The organism is Agromyces mediolanus, assembly GCF_044917495.1.
GTDB classification, from domain to species: Bacteria; Actinomycetota; Actinomycetes; order Actinomycetales; family Microbacteriaceae; genus Agromyces; species Agromyces mediolanus_B.
This window is the reverse complement of sequence record NZ_JAVSSI010000002.1, coordinates 105,175-120,945: the sequence shown is the minus strand read 5'-3', so window position 1 is coordinate 120,945 and position 15,771 is coordinate 105,175. Positions and strand designations below refer to the sequence as shown.

Genomic DNA, 15,771 nt, shown 5'->3' with positions numbered 1-15,771 from the left:
TTCTCCCCATCGGAATCCGCGCCGACTCCGGGTAACGTGAGGCACGCGCCGGGAACGGACATCCCCGTCCGGCCCCCGACACCAGCCAAATCTGGAGGAAACCATGGCGGAGATCCGCGTCACTTCCGACTCCCTCGCCGGAGTCGCAGGTCAGCTCTCGAGCGGCTCGCAGTCGATCGAGTCGCAGCTGTCCAACCTCAAGTCCCTCGTCGAGGGCCTCATCTCGGGCGACTGGTCGGGCACCGCGTCGCAGAGCTTCAACGAGCTGTACTCGCAGTGGGACCAGGCCGGTCTGCAGCTGAAGGAGTCGCTGCAGGGCATCAGCGACCTGCTGAACCAGGCCGCGCTGTCCTACGAGGACAGCGAGAACGCCATCGCCGGCACGTTCAACGGCTGACATCCGTCGCTGACGGCTCCGCGGGCACCCGCCCGCGGAGCCAATCCGGTCGGGAGGGAACCAGGTGGTCCAGTTCAGAGTCCGCGCCTCGGCGCTCAGCGAGGTCGCCGCGCTGCTCGGCACCGTGCTGTCGACGTTCGACACGAACCTGTCGACCGTCGACGCGCAGGTGAAGCGCACCGTCGACGTGACGTGGAAGGGCGACGACGCCGAGAGCTTCTCCGAGGGCTGGGCGACGTTCATGACCACGGCCGGATTCGTCCGGCAGTCGCTCGCCGCGCTCCAGGCCGGACTGATCGCCGCCGACGGCTCGTACACGCAGAACGAGTCGGGCGTGCAGCGCTCCTTCACCGGCCGGGCGCCCGCGCTCGCCGCGATGCGCTCGGGCACCGGTGAACTCGGCAAGCGGGTCGCGAGCGGCGAGGAGAAGGCCGAGGACATGGCCGAGTTCTTCGGTCGCGACTACGCGGGCGACGACGAGGTCGAGCAGTTCGGCGGCGGGGCGCTCGGTCCCCGCAAGACGAGCGGCCAGGCCACGGGCGGCGGCTCGGGCGACAGCGACGGCGACGGGGATGACGACTCGATCGGCGAGGGCGTCTTCCGCCTCGGCGCCGACGGCGAGCCCGCGATCACCGCGCAGGTCGCGGCGGTCGAGATCGGAGAGGTGCCGGTCGTCGGCACCGCGGACGCGGAGGGGACGGGCGCATGAGCGAGCAGCAGGCCGACACGACCGAGCTGAAGGCGCTCGCCGACATGCTCGGTGAGCTCATCACGTACTGCTCGGCGCTGAAGCAGGGCGCGAGCGGCTTCGCCTACATGCTGCCGGCCGAGTGGCAGGGCCCGGCGATGGCGAACTTCATCGGCATGTTCGAGAAGTGGCAGCTCGGCGCCGAGGCGATGACCCAGGCCGCCGAAGGCCTGCAGGACCAGGTCTCCGGCGCCCATCAGGCCTACACCGAGACCATCGAATCCCTCGACGGCGCCTGGAGCGACCTCGCCAACGGCCTGAGCGGCTGAGCCGGTGCGGCGCGCCGGACGCGCCCCGATCAGCCCCAGACATCCATCATCCGATCCCACCGGGAGTGCACTCATGACGCAGGTCCGCCTCGACGCCGCACGGCTCGCCGCCGACGGCACCGCGCTGTTCTCGATCGCGAGCGCCGCCTCCCGCGCGGCCCGCGCCTGCGAGTCGGCTCTCGGCGGCACCGGCGGGATGGCCGGCGACGACGAGTCGGCCGAGGTCTTCGCGCACGGCCAGGACGGGGAGCCCGGCTACGACGGGTACGCCGTCGACCTGCTGAAGGCCGTCCAGGGCATGTCGAACGCGCTCCGCATCGTGGACGCCGCCCTCGGCAACACGGGCCGCGCGTACGACGGCGCCCAGCTCGTCGGCGCGTTCAAGCCCGCCTCCTCCTCGAGCATCCCCGCCGAGACGGCCGTCGTGAACGAGCCGCACGCCTCCGTACCGACCGCGCTCGGCAAGGGCCCGGAAGGGCCGCTCGGCGAGTTCGGCGACTTCCTGAAGGACGCGCTCGCGACCCTCGGCGTCGTGCTGCCCTCCGCCGACCGCGGCAAGCTCTCGACCGCCGAGCAGGCGTGGAGCGAGCTGTCGCAGGCGATGACGACCGCGAAGTCCGAGGTCGGCTCGGCGTTCGTGAACGCCTCCTCGATGACGCTGCCGCCCTCCCAGTCGAGCAACATCCGCCGCTGCCAGACCTCGCTCGGCAGCTCCTTCGGCAAGCTCTCCGAGAGCGCCGGCTCGATGGCCGGCTTCGCCCGGGGCATGATCGACGCCGTCGACAAGGCCTGGGAGGAGATCGGCTGGTTCATCGCGCAGATGGCCATCGAGATCGCCCTCGAGATCGGCATCGGCGCACTGCTCGGCGCGGTGACCTTCGGCGCCGGCGCCGCGGCGATGGCCGCGAAGATCATGCTCACCGTCACGCGCTGGGCGATCAAGATCGCGGCGCTCTGCCAGAAGCTCCGCCGCCTCATCATGGCGGCGCTGCGCCTCGCCCGCATGGCGGTCCGCGGCGGCATCCGCGTCGCCCGGGAGGCGCTGTCCGCCGGTCTCGCGAGCGCGATCACGACCGCCTCGTTCAACCAGGTGCGCGGTGCGCTCGACCCGAACTACCAGCCGCAGAACGTGCTGAACGCGGCCCTCGCCTCGGCGGCGGGCGGCGCAGCCGGCGGCACCGTCTCCGGCGCGGCGGGGCGGCTCACGAACCGCATCAACCCGGGCGCCATGCAGCGCGTCACGCACATCGCGGTGGAGACCGGCGGCGGCGCGGTCGACGGGCTCGCCTCGGGCCTCGCCGAGTCGGGGCTGAACGGCACGCCGTTCTCGCCGCTCAGCTCGATCGCGGCCGGTGCGCTCCTCGGTGGGGCGCTGGCCGGACGCCCGGGTGGCCACGGCGGGCCGTCGAGCCCCTCGGCGCCGAGCGGTCCCGGCAATGGTTCGACGCTGCCGGCGGTCACCGTGCCCGGCGCCGACTCGCCCACCCCGGGCGGCGGCAACCAGACCACCGCGACGGCCGGCAACGGCGGCGGCGCGGTCGACGTCCCGAACGACGCGCCGACGCCCGGCGCCGGCGACGCCGGCACGGCCGCGGGCGACGGCGGCGCGGGCGTCGACATCCCGAGCGACGGCCCGACCCCGGGCGGCGGTGACGCCGGCGGCGGCGCAGGCGACGGCGGCGGTTCGATCGACATCCCGACGGATGCCCCCTCGAGCCCCGGCGACCTCGGCGGCGGCGCGGGCGACGGCGGCGGCTCGGTCGACGTGCCCTCGGCGGTCGGCGATGGCGGCACGCCGGGTCACGCGGATGGCGGGACGCCGGGTGCCGCGGATGCTGGGACTCCTGGTCACGCAGATGCGGGCACGCCCGGTCACGCGGATGCGGGGACGCCCGGCACCGCGGATGGCGGCACTCCGGGACACGCGGATGCCGGGACCCCGGGTCACGCGGATGCAGGCACACCTGGTCACGCGGATGGCGGCACGCCCGGTCACGCGGATGGCGGCACGCCCGGTCACGCGGATGGCGGCACGCCGGGTCACGCGGATGCGGGTACGCCGGGTCATGCGGATGCCGGGACCCCGGGTCACGCGGATGCGGGCACGCCTGGTCACGCGGATGCTGGGACCCCTGGACACGCGGATGCGGGCACGCCGAGCACGGTCGACGCCGGCACGCCCGGCAGCGTCGATGCAACGACTCCCGGCACGGCTGATGCAGGCACGCCGGGCACCGCTGACGCGGGCACGCCCGGCACGGCGGACGCCGGCACCCCCGGGACCGCGGACGCTCCCGCGGCGGACGCTCCCGCGGCCGACGGCCCCGCTGCCGACGGCTCGACCGGCGACGGCCAGGGCAACGGCGCGCCCGGCGCGGTGGCGGCCGGCTCCGGCGCCTCGGCGAAGCCCGGCGACGCCGGCTCCGTCGACAGCAGCGCTCCGGCGCACGCCGACGGCGCGGACGGCGGACAGCCCGACGCGACGCAGCCCGACGCGACGCAGCCCGATGCCGACGGCGCACACGCCGACGGCGAGGGCAGCAGCGACGGCGACGCCGACGGGATCGCCCCCGAGGAGGCCGCGGCCGCCGGCGGTGCCGCTGCGGCAGCCGGCGCGGCGACGCTCCTCGGCAAGCCCTCCCTCTTCTCGAAGCCCTCGCTGTTCTCGCCGAGCAGCCCCTCGGGGAACGGCGGCAAGCCCGACGCCCCGAGCACCGACGGCGCGAACGGGCACGGCGCGCCCGACGGCAGCACGAGCGGCAACGGTTCCCAGCCGGACGCCCCCGCGGCGGACGGCACCGGCTCGACCGGCGACGGCCACGGGCAGGCCGGCGACGGCTCCCAGCCCGACGGCCAGCAGCCCGACGGCTCGCAGCCCGACCAGAGCCCGTCGAACAACAGCTCCGAGCGCTCGATCGACGAGATCGACCAGGCCCTCAACGAGATCAACCCGAACTTCGACCCCTCGGACCCCGCCAACGGCTACGCGACGAACTGCGGCAACACCTCGGCGAACCTCAACGACTTCCTGAACGGCAAGGACAGCGCCGAGGCATCCACCGGCACCCTCAGCACGCCCGACATGGAGGCCCGCACGGGCAACCCCCAGACGACCGTCACGCCGGAGCAGATCGAGTCGACGCTGCGGGCGATGGGCCCGGGCTCGCACTGCGTCGTCGGCATCGACCGCGCGGGCGATGCCGGCCACTGGTTCAACGCGTACTTCGATGGCGACACCGTCTGGTCGCTCGACGCGCAGAACGGCACGCGCTCGCCGTGGCCGCCGCACGAGCCGAACGCGACCAACTGGGATGCCTCGATCCGCCCCGAGCACGTCGTGAACCCGGACGGCACGAAGCCGGCCGACGCGAAGCCCGACGCGAACGCGCCCCAGGCCCCGCAGACGCCGGATGCGGCGAACCCGAACGCGAGCGCGCCGACGGCGCCGAGCGCGGCGGAGGCGGGAACGAGCTCGCCCGCCGAGGCCTCGCCCACGACGCACCAGGCGCCCGACGGCACCGCGCCCGACGGCACCGCGCCCGACGGCACCAGTACCGACGCGGACGGCTCGAGCACCGACGGTACCGACGGCGCCGACCCCGACCGGGACGGCCGCCGCTGGCCGAAGTGGACTCCGCCCGTCGACCGCGTCGACCCGAGCCACCCCTCCGACGGCTCCGCGGGCCCCGGCACGACGTACAACGGCTACGACATCCCCGAGCTCACCCCGGAGATCCGCGAGCAGCTCGACGCGCTCGCCGCGCAGCCGGACTCGCCCATCGTGCGGAACGAGGACGGCTCCTACTCGCTGAAGGACCCGATCGAGGTCGACGCCTTCACGATGACGAACGACGCCCACGACTGGGCCGAGTTCCAGCGTCAGGTCGGTCTGCAGCAGCAGGGCCTCAACCAGCTCACCGTCGCCGAATGGCAGCACAACGTCGGCTTCTACCAGCAGTACAACCGGGTGGCGAAGGCGGAGCAGGCCGCCGCGAATCAGGCGCTCGCCGCCGCCGGCGTCCCGATGTCGGGGCAGGCGGTGCTGCACGGACCCGACCAGGTCGCGGGCGGTCGGGCCGACCGCTTCGACGGCGCGGGGTCGTTCGGGATCAACAGTTCGCTCGGCAACCAGTGGCGGCACCGCATCGCCGACCTCACGCTTCTGGTCGACGCGACGGCCGACGGCATCCCCGCCGGCCTCCGCCCCCACATCAAGATGCACGTCGAATTCGGCGCGCGCGACCTGGTCTCCGGCAGCCCCGACGCGACGCAGGGGACGCTCGGTTCGGCCCAGCCCGTCACGACCGGGCCGCAGTCCGGCAGTGCGAGTCCGACGCCGTCGACCGCTCCGGCCTCGCCGACGGTCCGCACTGGCTCCGTTTCTGGCGCGGAACCCGGCTCCACCGCGGGTCCGACCCATGGGACGGGCGCGGAGCCGGGACCGACCGAGGCCGCAGGCTCCGGCGAGACGGCGGCCGTCGACCCGAGCGGCCCGGGTGCGAGCGCCTCGATCGAGAGCGCGGGCCAGGGGGGCCACGCGGAAACGCAGCCCGACCAGCCCGCCGACCTCGCACACCAGCCCGAATCGCACGGCGACGCCCCGTCCGGCGCGCCCCTCTCCTCGCTCTGCGAGGTCAACGGGAACGGCGCTTCGGATGCGGCGATCGCGCAGGCGCAGCAGCAGGCCGAGGAACTGTTCGGCGGGCTCGCGCCCGAGAATCGGGCGCTGATGGCGGCGAACCCGGTATCGATCGACATCATTCCGAGCGGGACGAAGCTCACGGACCTGCCCGAGTACGCGCATCTCGCCGGGAAGCAGACCTTCGACGGACGCGACTGGGGCGATGTCCGAGGCATTCAGGACATCGTGAACGGTCGCGTGCGCGTCGCGATCGGCGAGGAAGCGCTGGCCGCGGTGCCGGTCGGGTACGGACACGGCTTCGTCGCCGCGCATGAGGGGGGACACGGGCTCCAGCGGTCCGCGCTCACGCCGGCGCAGGAGTCCCTGCTGGCCGCACTCCACGCGGAGCGGGTCGCGGCGCACCCGGTCGTCCCGGACGGCTCGGCCGGTGGCTCCGGACACGCGGGATGGCTCGACCCGGACTGGTACTCGGCGGCGAACAAGGAGGAGTACTTCGCCAACTCCGTGGCCGCGTACCATGGGCATCCGTACAGTCAGGCGCCGGGCACGACTGCGAAGTACACGCAGTCCTGGCTGAAGGCGAACGATCCGAAGATGTTCGCACTGCTCGAGCAGCTCTACGGAGCGGGAGGGGTGAAGTGAGCGACCAGGAGGACCGCCGCCGCGGATATCTCGTGTACGACGGGGATCAACTCGCGCTCGAACTCCGGGAGGGGGCCGGGATCCTCGTGAGCATCTCCGCACCGCCGCCCATGCCCGGCAGCGCTCCGGTGACCCATCCCTTCGCGAGTGCGACCTTCCGTATGGCCGCGAACGAGGGGGAGCTGGGCGCACTGCTCCGGGCCGCCCCGGATCTCGGCGCGTTCCTCGATCAGGTCGAGGCGCGGGGCTACCGGGTCGAGCGGTCCGAGTCCTGAGACCTGTCCGCCGAGGGAAGGTTAGGCTCAGACGGTGACGAGTCCTGACCTCGCGTCCCTCGACGCGTTTCTTGCCCGAGCCGTCGAGCTCTCCCCGGCGCAGTTCGATGCGGTGCGGGCGGCCGGTCGCGCCATCGGCCCGGCCCGTCGGATCGCTGCCCGGAAGGCCGCGAAGCTGTCGGCGTCCGAGTTCAGCGCACTCGACACGCGAGTGCGCGATCGCCTGCAGCCGCGCTCTGCGGAGCTCATGGCGTTCGGCGACGGTGCGCTCGCGGCCGCGGTCGCGGACACGCTGTTCGCCGCCCACGCGAAGGCGTTCGGCGAGCGTCTCTCCGCCGAGGAGCGGGAGATCCTCCTGCAGCCGTTCGCCGCGGTGCTCGAGGTCGACTGAGCGGCGGCGGGTGCGCAGCGGGAACATGGTGACCATTCAGGACGCACGTCGGCTGCTCGAGCAGTACTTCGCCGAGCACCCGCCCGCACTCTCGGGAGAGCTCTACATCGCGCCGGAGTGGTTCGAGGACGAGCATGACTACCTGCCCGTCTGGGGGGCGAAGGAGTTCCTCGTCGACGGTCTCGAGCCCTATGCGCGGTACGACAACCTCGCGATCTTCGTCGACAAGGCGTCGGGCGTCGTGCGCCAGGAGTACCACACGCCGAACTTCGAGAAGATCCGGCGGATGACGCCGGTCGACGCGCCGGCCCAGTGAACCGCGGTCCGGGACATCCGAAGGCGATCGCGTGCTGAACACCTCGACCGAGCGCTTCCTCGCGCAGGCCGGCGCCCTCCCGGCGGAGCAGCTGGCGAGCGCCTTCGACCGGGCGGTGCGTCTTCGGCGCGCGGGCGGCAAGGAGGCGAGCCGTGCGACGAAGCCGTCGGCGGCGGTGAACTCCGAGCTCGAGCACGCCGTCCGAGAGCTGCTGCTGCCCCGCGCCGAGGAGCTGAACGCGGCGCGCGCCGGACTGCACGCTGACGCGAAGAGCGCGATCGTGATCGCCGCTCGCGCGGTCCAGCAGGCCGCGCAGCTCACGCCTGAGCAGTACGAGATCCTGGTCACCCCGTTCACTGAACTCGGCGTCGAGGCGCCAGCACACCCGGACGCCGCGAGGTGACCGGTCGAGGGGGTCGTTTTCCGGCAGGCGCTTCGTGCGACCGCCATCCGCGGCGGCGCTGACGCCACATCGAGGGGCTCCAGGTTCTCTCCGTCGAGGAGCGGGAGATCCTCCTGCAGCCGTTCGCGGCGGTGCTCGAGGTCGACTGAGCGGCGGCGGGCGCGCGGCCCCTGGTCCTGCCCCGAGCCCGGCCTCCCGCCCCGAGAGGGTCGTTCACCGACACCGGCTTCGTCCGACCGCCATCCGCCTGTCGGCAACTGACCCCCTCGGATCGCGAGGAATCGGGCGGGCGCGCGGGTGGGCTGAGCTGACGCCGATACCGCGCATGGGGAGTGCTCCCCATGGCCCGCAGGTGCAGCCTCGATAGACTTCCGGAGGTGACTGGCCGCGCGCGTTCCCGCCGCGGCAGTCGCCCCGAGGCATCCCGCGCACCGCAGCGGTTCGCGCCCACCAGAGGAAGGCAGCCATGACGAGGTTCCGGAGCTTCGACCCGGTCGCCCCCATCTCCGACGAGACGATCGCCGCCTTCGCCGGCCGTGTGCCCGCCGAGGTCGCCGAGCTCTGGCGCACGCAGGGCGCCGGCTTCGTCGGCGACGGCTACTTCCGCTTCGTCGACCCCGCCCGCGCCGCCGAGATGCTCGAGGGGGTGTTCGGGCTGCCCGAGGGCAGCACGGTGCTGTTCACGACCGCTCTCGGCGACCTCGTCGTGCACGTCAACGGCCTCTTCCTCGTGATCAAGTCGCGCTGGGGCGCCATCGACCTCCTCGAGGGGGCGGGCTTCGACGAGCTCGTCGCGCTCGTCGAGGACCCGGCGCAGCGCGACGTCGCCTGGGAGTGGCAGCCCTACCCGGCCGCCCGCGATCGCGACGGCGTGCCCGGGTTCGAACAGTGCTTCGGCTTCGTGCCGCTGCTCGCCCTCGGCGGCTCGCCGGATCCGGAGCGCCTCCAGCTCTCCGGCCTGTACGAGCATCTCGCCGTGATCGCCCAGCTCGCCGGCCAGCCGCAGGTGCGCCGGCACCTCCAGATCGCGACGGCCGAGGCGGGCGCCGAGGCGGATGCCTCGGGGGAGGACCGCCTCGTCGCGGTCGGCCGCGCGCTCTTCGCGAAGCTCGCGCCCGACGCCCAGCTGAACGTCGTCGAACTGCCGGACGGCCTCGGCGTCTGCCTCGTGCACCCCGTGCGCGGCGGCGGCAAGATCTACGTCGCTCCCGATGAGACCGTGCTCTTCGTCGGCTCCGCCGTCGATTTCGAGGCGGGGCTCGGGGCCTTCCGCGACGGCGTGCGCACGCCGCTCGAGAAGTTCGAGCTCGACCGGCCGACGGGCGGCGCCTGATGGCCGACGCGCTCGCCGAGCGCTGCGAGCGCCTCCGTCAGCCGGTCACCGAGCTCGTCGCGATCAGCATGTCCGCGGCGTACCGGGCTCAGGACCAGCCCGAGCTGCTCCGCGTCATCGGCGTCGTGCGCGGCATCCTCGCCGACGACCCCGCCGCCCTGCCGGAGGGCGCGCTCCGCGAGTGGATCCCCACGGCGCTGCGCAACCTCGAGCAGATGCGCGAGGCGGTCGAGCACGGCGACGCCGCGAAGTCGTACGCGATCCTCACCGACAAGACCGACGGGTTCATCCGTCTCGCCTACGGCTGCGCCGGCTTCCCCGGGTGGGAGCAGGGCTGAGCCGGGCGGATGCCCCGTCAGGGCGCAACCCCGCCGCGGCGAGCGGGCCCGGCGCGTAGCCTCGAAGGCATGGAGCAGCGCACACGGGACGCCTGGGTGGTCGCCGGATTCGCGGCGGCGCTCGATCTCGCCCTCGTGGTCTGCGGCTTCGGCTTCGTGAGCCTGCTGGCCGATCTCGAGGTCGTGGGCGATCGCGAGGTCGGCGTGCTCGTCGCCCCGGTGGCGGTCGGCGCCTCGGTGCTGACCGTGCTGCTCGTGCTCGGGCTGCGGCTCCGCCGGCCGGAGCGGATGGCGGCGACGGTGCTCCTCGCGACGTTCGGCTCGTGGTTCGCCTTCGTCCTCGTCGCCGCGATCGGCCGCATCGTGTCCTCGACGGGCGACCCGGGCGACGGGGTGCGCTTCGCCCTCGTACTCGGCCTCGGCTGGTTCGGGCTCCTGATTCCCGTCTGCGCCGCGCTCACCGCGGCCGTCGCCGTGCTCGTCGCGCGCGGCCGGCGCGGTGGGATGGAGCGCCCGCGCTGGCCCTGGGAGCACGACGAGGAGTAACCGGGCCGGCCGGTTGCGGCACGCCAATCGACCGTGGAATCGGCACGGGCGGGCGGATCCGGCGCTATCGTGAAGCGCGTGCAGGGTTCGATCGAGGCTCGCGTGAGCTCCGAGGTCGACCGCTGGCTGCAATGGCTGCCGCGGTGGCGACCCGGGACCCACCGCGCCCGCGTGCGGCTCTGCCAGAAGTGCTTCGGCTCGCCGATCCTCGCGGCCGCCGGTCTCGAGGTGGATGTGCCGCACCCGGTGCAGCACGCGTTCTCGATGCGGATGAAGGCGGTCATCGACGACGCGGTCGACGACTACACGGCGCGGAACCTGCCGCTGCTGCACCGCGAGATCCGGCTCGCGGAGGAGCGCAAGGCCCGCCGGCCCTACCGGGCGGGGGAGGGCCTCGATCCCGAGTACCTCGGGCTCGAGCTCGACCCGGAGCCCGTGCCCGACCAGCCGTTCCTCTTCACGCTCGCGGGCCTCGAGGCCGATACCGCCGCCGCGGCGGCAGAGCCGGCTCCGCGCCCCTTCACCCCGGAGGAGAAGGAGGCGCTCCGCGAGGAGGTTCGGCTCGCCGACGACTTCGCGAAGCAGCTCGGCCGGCGCATCTGCGTCGAGCTCGCCCAGCACCGCCGCCGGATCGGCAACGCGGTCGAGCGGCTCGTCGAGCCGCAGGTGGCCGAGCTCCTCGCCGATCTCGAGCGGGAGCTCGACGCGCCGGGGTGGCCGGGCGGCTGAGGGTGCGCCCAGCGCGAACACGGGCGTCCCCGAGCCGCGCACATTTGACCGCGGCGTGACGTCGCATTACGATTGACCGGGTGTGCGCGCTCGCGCGTGCATGTCCGGGTGCCTGCGGACATCCGCGGTTCACCCCCACGGCATACCCACCACGAAAGCGTCGCAGCTCTGCGGCGCCGGCGGGTCTGATGTGAAATCCATCACCGCTGTCACCGTGCAGCAGCAACAAGGAGAAGCAGTGCCAACCATTCAGCAGTTGGTCCGCAAGGGTCGCTCGCCGAAGGTCACCAAGACCAAGGCTCCCGCCCTGAAGGCCAACCCCCAGCAGCGCGGCGTGTGCACGCGTGTGTACACCACCACCCCGAAGAAGCCGAACTCGGCGCTCCGCAAGGTCGCCCGTGTGAAGCTCTCGAACGGCACCGAGGTCACCGCCTACATCCCCGGTGAGGGCCACAACCTGCAGGAGCACTCGATGGTGCTCGTGCGCGGCGGCCGTGTGAAGGACCTCCCCGGCGTGCGCTACAAGATCATCCGCGGCGCGCTCGACACGCAGGCCGTGAAGAACCGCAAGCAGGCTCGTAGCCGCTACGGCGCGAAGATGGAGAAGAAGTAATGCCTCGCAAGGGTCCCGCTCCGAAGCGCCCCGTCGTCGCCGACCCGGTCTACGGTTCGCCGGTCGTCAGCCAGCTCGTCAACAAGATCCTGATCGACGGCAAGAAGGACCTCGCGCAGCGCATCGTCTACGAGGCGCTCGAGAACGTCGCGAACAAGTCCGGCCAGGACGCGGTCGCCACGCTGAAGAAGGCGCTCGACAACGTGCGCCCGACCCTCGAGGTGCGTTCGCGCCGCGTCGGCGGCTCGACCTACCAGGTCCCCGTCGAGGTGAAGCCGCACCGCGCGAACACGCTCGCGCTCCGCTGGCTCACGAGCTACGCCAAGGCCCGTCGTGAGAAGACCATGACCGAGCGTCTCACCAACGAGATCCTCGACGCCTCGAACGGCCTGGGTGCCGCGGTCAAGCGCCGCGAGGACACCCACAAGATGGCCGAGTCGAACCGCGCCTTCGCCCACTACCGCTGGTAGTAGGCCGGGCGGATGCCCGGACTGGTCCCCTGAGCTCGTCGAAGGGCTCCAGACCAGGCATCCGCCCGCCCCAGACCTTCCGTTCCGCACCACCCATCCGGAGGAACCCCCGTGGCACAAGACGTGCTCACCGACCTGAGCAAGGTCCGCAACATCGGCATCATGGCGCACATCGATGCCGGCAAGACCACCACCACCGAGCGCATCCTGTTCTACACGGGCGTCAACCACAAGCTCGGCGAGACGCACGACGGCGCCTCGACGACCGACTGGATGGAGCAGGAGAAGGAGCGCGGCATCACGATCACGTCCGCCGCGGTCACCTGCTTCTGGAACAAGAACCAGATCAACATCATCGACACCCCCGGCCACGTCGACTTCACGGTCGAGGTCGAGCGCTCGCTCCGCGTGCTCGACGGTGCCGTCGCCGTCTTCGACGGCAAGGAGGGCGTCGAGCCCCAGTCCGAGACGGTGTGGCGTCAGGCCGACAAGTACAACGTCCCGCGCATCTGCTTCGTCAACAAGATGGACAAGCTCGGTGCGGACTTCTACTTCACCGTCGACACGATCGTCAGCCGCCTGGGCGCGAAGCCGCTCGTGCTGCAGCTCCCGATCGGCGCCGAGAACGACTTCATCGGCGTCGTCGACCTGATCGAGATGCGCGCCCTCGTGTGGCCCGGCGACGCCAAGGGCGACGTGACCATGGGCGCCAAGTACGAGGTCCAGGAGATCCCCGCCGACCTGAAGGACAAGGCCGACGAGTACCGTCAGGTCCTGCTCGAGACCGTCGCCGAGACCGACGACGCGCTGCTCGAGAAGTTCTTCGGCGGCGAGGAGCTCACGGTCGCCGAGATCAAGGGCGCCATCCGCAAGATGGTCGTCAACTCGGAGATCTACCCCGTGCTGTGCGGCTCGGCGTTCAAGAACCGCGGCGTCCAGCCGATGCTCGACGCGGTCGTCGACTACCTGCCGTCGCCGCTCGACGTCCCCGCCATCGAGGGCCGCAACCCGCGCAACGAGGACGAGATCATCGAGCGTCACCCCGACGCCAACGACCCGTTCGCGGCGCTCGCGTTCAAGGTCGCGGTGCACCCGTTCTTCGGTCGTCTCACCTACGTGCGCGTCTACTCGGGTCACCTCGACTCGGGTGCCCAGGTCGTCAACTCGACCAAGGGCAAGAAGGAGCGCATCGGCAAGATCTTCCAGATGCACGCCAACAAGGAGAACCCCGTCGACTCGCTGACCGCGGGCAACATCTACGCGGTCATCGGTCTGAAGGACACGACCACCGGCGACACCCTGTGCGACCCGGACAAGCAGGTCGTCCTCGAGTCGATGACGTTCCCGGAGCCGGTCATCGAGGTCGCCATCGAGCCGAAGACCAAGGCCGACCAGGAGAAGCTCGGCACGGCCATCCAGAAGCTGGCCGAGGAGGACCCGACCTTCCGCACCGAGCTCAACCCCGAGACGGGTCAGACCGTCATCAAGGGCATGGGCGAGCTGCACCTCGACATCCTCGTGGACCGCATGAAGCGCGAGTTCAAGGTCGAGGCGAACGTCGGCAAGCCGCAGGTGGCCTACCGCGAGACGATCCGCCGCGAGGTGGAGCGTCACGACTACACCCACAAGAAGCAGACGGGTGGCTCGGGCCAGTTCGCGAAGATCCAGTTCAAGCTGGAGCCGCTCGAGGTCGAGGGCGACAAGACGTACGAGTTCGTGAACGCCGTCACCGGTGGTCGCGTCCCGCGCGAGTACATCCCCTCGGTCGACGCCGGCTTCCAGGACGCCATGCAGTACGGCATCCTCGCCGGCTTCCCGATGGTGGGCGTGAAGGCCACCCTCGTGGACGGCGCGGCCCACGACGTCGACTCCTCGGAGATGGCGTTCAAGATCGCCGGTTCGATGGGCTTCAAGGAAGCCGCTCGCAAGGCGAACCCCGTGCTGCTCGAACCGCTGATGAGCGTCGAGGTCCGTACTCCCGAGGAGTACATGGGCGACGTCATCGGCGACCTGAACTCGCGCCGCGGCCAGATCCAGTCGATGGAGGACGCCGCCGGTGTGAAGGTCGTGCGTGCGCACGTCCCGCTCTCGGAGATGTTCGGATACATCGGTGACCTGCGGTCGAAGACCTCGGGCCGCGCCGTGTACTCGATGGAGTTCGAGAGCTACGCGGAGGTCCCGAAGGCTGTCGCCGACGAGATCGTCCAGAAGAACAAGGGCGAGTAGCTCCGCAACGGAGTTCGGGACCCTGCCCGCACGACCCGCCCGGGTCGCGTAACATATCAACACAACCCCGTAACCCACCGAGCGCAATCCGGCGCCCGTTGAGGTTGCACGATGTCCTGAGGAGGACCACAGTGGCGAAGGCCAAGTTCGAGCGGACCAAGCCGCACGTCAACATCGGCACGATCGGTCACGTCGACCACGGCAAGACGACGCTCACCGCCGCGATCTCGAAGGTGCTCGCCGACAAGTTCCCGTCGGCCACCAACGTGCAGCGCGACTTCGCGTCGATCGACTCGGCTCCCGAGGAGCGCCAGCGCGGCATCACGATCAACATCTCGCACGTCGAGTACGAGACGCCGAAGCGCCACTACGCGCACGTCGACGCCCCGGGTCACGCTGACTACATCAAGAACATGATCACCGGTGCCGCTCAGATGGACGGCGCGATCCTCGTGGTCGCGGCGACCGACGGCCCGATGGCTCAGACCCGCGAGCACGTGCTGCTCGCGAAGCAGGTCGGCGTGCCGTACCTGCTCGTGGCGCTCAACAAGAGCGACATGGTCGACGACGAGGAGATCCTGGAGCTCGTCGAGCTCGAGGTCCGCGAGCTGCTTTCGTCGCAGGGCTTCCCCGGCGACGACGCTCCGGTCGTCCGCGTCTCGGGCCTGAAGGCGCTCGAGGGCGACGAGAAGTGGGTCCAGTCGGTCCTCGACCTCATGGAGGCCGTCGACGAGTCGATCCCCGACCCGGTGCGCGACAAGGACAAGCCGTTCCTCATGCCGGTCGAGGACGTCTTCACGATCACCGGTCGTGGCACGGTCGTCACGGGCCGCGCCGAGCGCGGCACGCTGAAGATCAACTCCGAGGTCGAGATCGTCGGCATCCGCCCGACGCAGAAGACCACCGTCACGGGCATCGAGATGTTCCACAAGCAGCTCGACGAGGCCTGGGCCGGCGAGAACTGCGGTCTCCTGCTCCGCGGCACCAAGCGCGAGGACGTCGAGCGCGGCCAGGTCGTCGTGGCGCCGGGCTCGGTCACCCCCCACACCAACTTCGAGGGCACTGCCTACATCCTCTCGAAGGACGAGGGCGGCCGTCACAACCCGTTCTACGCGAACTACCGTCCGCAGTTCTACTTCCGCACCACCGACGTCACCGGCGTCATCACGCTGCCCGAGGGCACCGAGATGGTCATGCCCGGCGACACCACCGACATGACGGTCGAGCTCATCCAGCCGATCGCCATGGAGGAGGGCCTCGGCTTCGCCATCCGTGAGGGTGGCCGCACCGTCGGCGCCGGTACCGTCACGAAGATCCTCAAGTAAGACCTTCGCGACTGCGACCTGAGAGGGGTCGGGCCTTCGGGCCCGGCCCCTCTCGTCATGTCCGGGCGCCCCGCCCTGTTGGTATACCGATGGCCGGAAGCTGAGGAG

General features: G+C 71.5%; 16 protein-coding genes. All 16 read left to right on the top strand.

Annotated features, from left to right (window positions below; translation table 11 throughout):
* The first annotated feature begins 103 nt into the window (after positions 1-103).
* Positions 104-397, top strand: a complete 294-nt coding sequence (locus tag ROT00_RS03355; protein ID WP_056010942.1) for a WXG100 family type VII secretion target — start codon at positions 104-106, stop codon at positions 395-397.
* A 64-nt stretch (positions 398-461) separates the two neighbouring features.
* The gene (locus ROT00_RS03350; protein WP_404772300.1) at positions 462-1,106 is read left to right on the top strand and encodes a WXG100 family type VII secretion target; all 645 of its coding nucleotides are present in this window, start codon (positions 462-464) and stop codon (positions 1,104-1,106) included.
* Positions 1,103-1,414, top strand: a complete 312-nt coding sequence (locus ROT00_RS03345; protein ID WP_404772299.1) for a WXG100 family type VII secretion target — start codon at positions 1,103-1,105, stop codon at positions 1,412-1,414. Before ROT00_RS03350 ends, ROT00_RS03345 begins: the two co-directional genes overlap by 4 nt.
* A gap of 73 nt (positions 1,415-1,487) precedes the next feature.
* Positions 1,488-6,698, top strand: a complete 5,211-nt coding sequence (locus ROT00_RS03340; RefSeq protein WP_404772298.1) for a polymorphic toxin type 15 domain-containing protein — start codon at positions 1,488-1,490, stop codon at positions 6,696-6,698.
* A complete protein-coding gene (locus ROT00_RS03335; RefSeq protein WP_404772297.1) occupies positions 6,695-6,973 on the top strand; it encodes a hypothetical protein in 279 nt (92 codons plus the stop codon). The genes ROT00_RS03340 and ROT00_RS03335 overlap by 4 nt, the downstream gene beginning before the upstream one ends.
* A 34-nt stretch (positions 6,974-7,007) precedes the next feature.
* Positions 7,008-7,364, top strand: a complete 357-nt coding sequence (locus ROT00_RS03330; RefSeq protein ID WP_404772296.1) for a hypothetical protein — start codon at positions 7,008-7,010, stop codon at positions 7,362-7,364.
* Positions 7,365-7,389: 25 nt separating this feature from the next.
* Positions 7,390-7,680, top strand: a complete 291-nt coding sequence (locus ROT00_RS03325; protein ID WP_404772295.1) for a hypothetical protein — start codon at positions 7,390-7,392, stop codon at positions 7,678-7,680.
* A 31-nt stretch (positions 7,681-7,711) separates the two neighbouring features.
* Positions 7,712-8,083 carry a hypothetical protein gene (locus ROT00_RS03320; RefSeq protein ID WP_404772293.1) on the top strand — a complete coding sequence of 124 codons (372 nt, stop codon included), beginning with the start codon at positions 7,712-7,714 and terminating at the stop codon, positions 8,081-8,083.
* 466 nt (positions 8,084-8,549) lie between these two features.
* Complete coding sequence (locus ROT00_RS03315) at positions 8,550-9,416, top strand: T6SS immunity protein Tdi1 domain-containing protein (RefSeq protein ID WP_404772292.1); 867 nt, start codon at positions 8,550-8,552, stop codon at positions 9,414-9,416.
* Complete coding sequence (locus ROT00_RS03310; protein WP_404772290.1) at positions 9,416-9,754, top strand: hypothetical protein; 339 nt, start codon at positions 9,416-9,418, stop codon at positions 9,752-9,754. Before ROT00_RS03315 ends, ROT00_RS03310 begins: the two co-directional genes overlap by 1 nt.
* Before the next feature lie 69 nt (positions 9,755-9,823).
* Positions 9,824-10,300: a DUF6121 family protein gene (locus tag ROT00_RS03305; protein ID WP_404772288.1), complete on the top strand. Its 477-nt coding sequence runs from the start codon at positions 9,824-9,826 to the stop codon at positions 10,298-10,300.
* Between the two features lie 78 nt (positions 10,301-10,378).
* Positions 10,379-11,029: a spermidine/putrescine ABC transporter substrate-binding protein gene (locus tag ROT00_RS03300; protein ID WP_404772287.1), complete on the top strand. Its 651-nt coding sequence runs from the start codon at positions 10,379-10,381 to the stop codon at positions 11,027-11,029.
* Between the two features lie 238 nt (positions 11,030-11,267).
* Positions 11,268-11,642 carry a 30S ribosomal protein S12 gene (gene rpsL / locus ROT00_RS03295; protein WP_022889720.1) on the top strand — a complete coding sequence of 125 codons (375 nt, stop codon included), beginning with the start codon at positions 11,268-11,270 and terminating at the stop codon, positions 11,640-11,642.
* Positions 11,642-12,112: a 30S ribosomal protein S7 gene (gene rpsG, locus ROT00_RS03290; RefSeq protein ID WP_092668506.1), complete on the top strand. Its 471-nt coding sequence runs from the start codon at positions 11,642-11,644 to the stop codon at positions 12,110-12,112. The genes rpsL and rpsG overlap by 1 nt, the downstream gene beginning before the upstream one ends.
* 111 nt (positions 12,113-12,223) lie before the next feature.
* The gene (fusA, locus tag ROT00_RS03285; protein WP_404772285.1) at positions 12,224-14,338 is read left to right on the top strand and encodes an elongation factor G; all 2,115 of its coding nucleotides are present in this window, start codon (positions 12,224-12,226) and stop codon (positions 14,336-14,338) included.
* A 131-nt stretch (positions 14,339-14,469) separates the two neighbouring features.
* The gene (gene tuf, locus ROT00_RS03280) at positions 14,470-15,663 is read left to right on the top strand and encodes an elongation factor Tu (RefSeq protein WP_189083708.1); all 1,194 of its coding nucleotides are present in this window, start codon (positions 14,470-14,472) and stop codon (positions 15,661-15,663) included.
* Positions 15,664-15,771 lie beyond the last annotated feature (108 nt).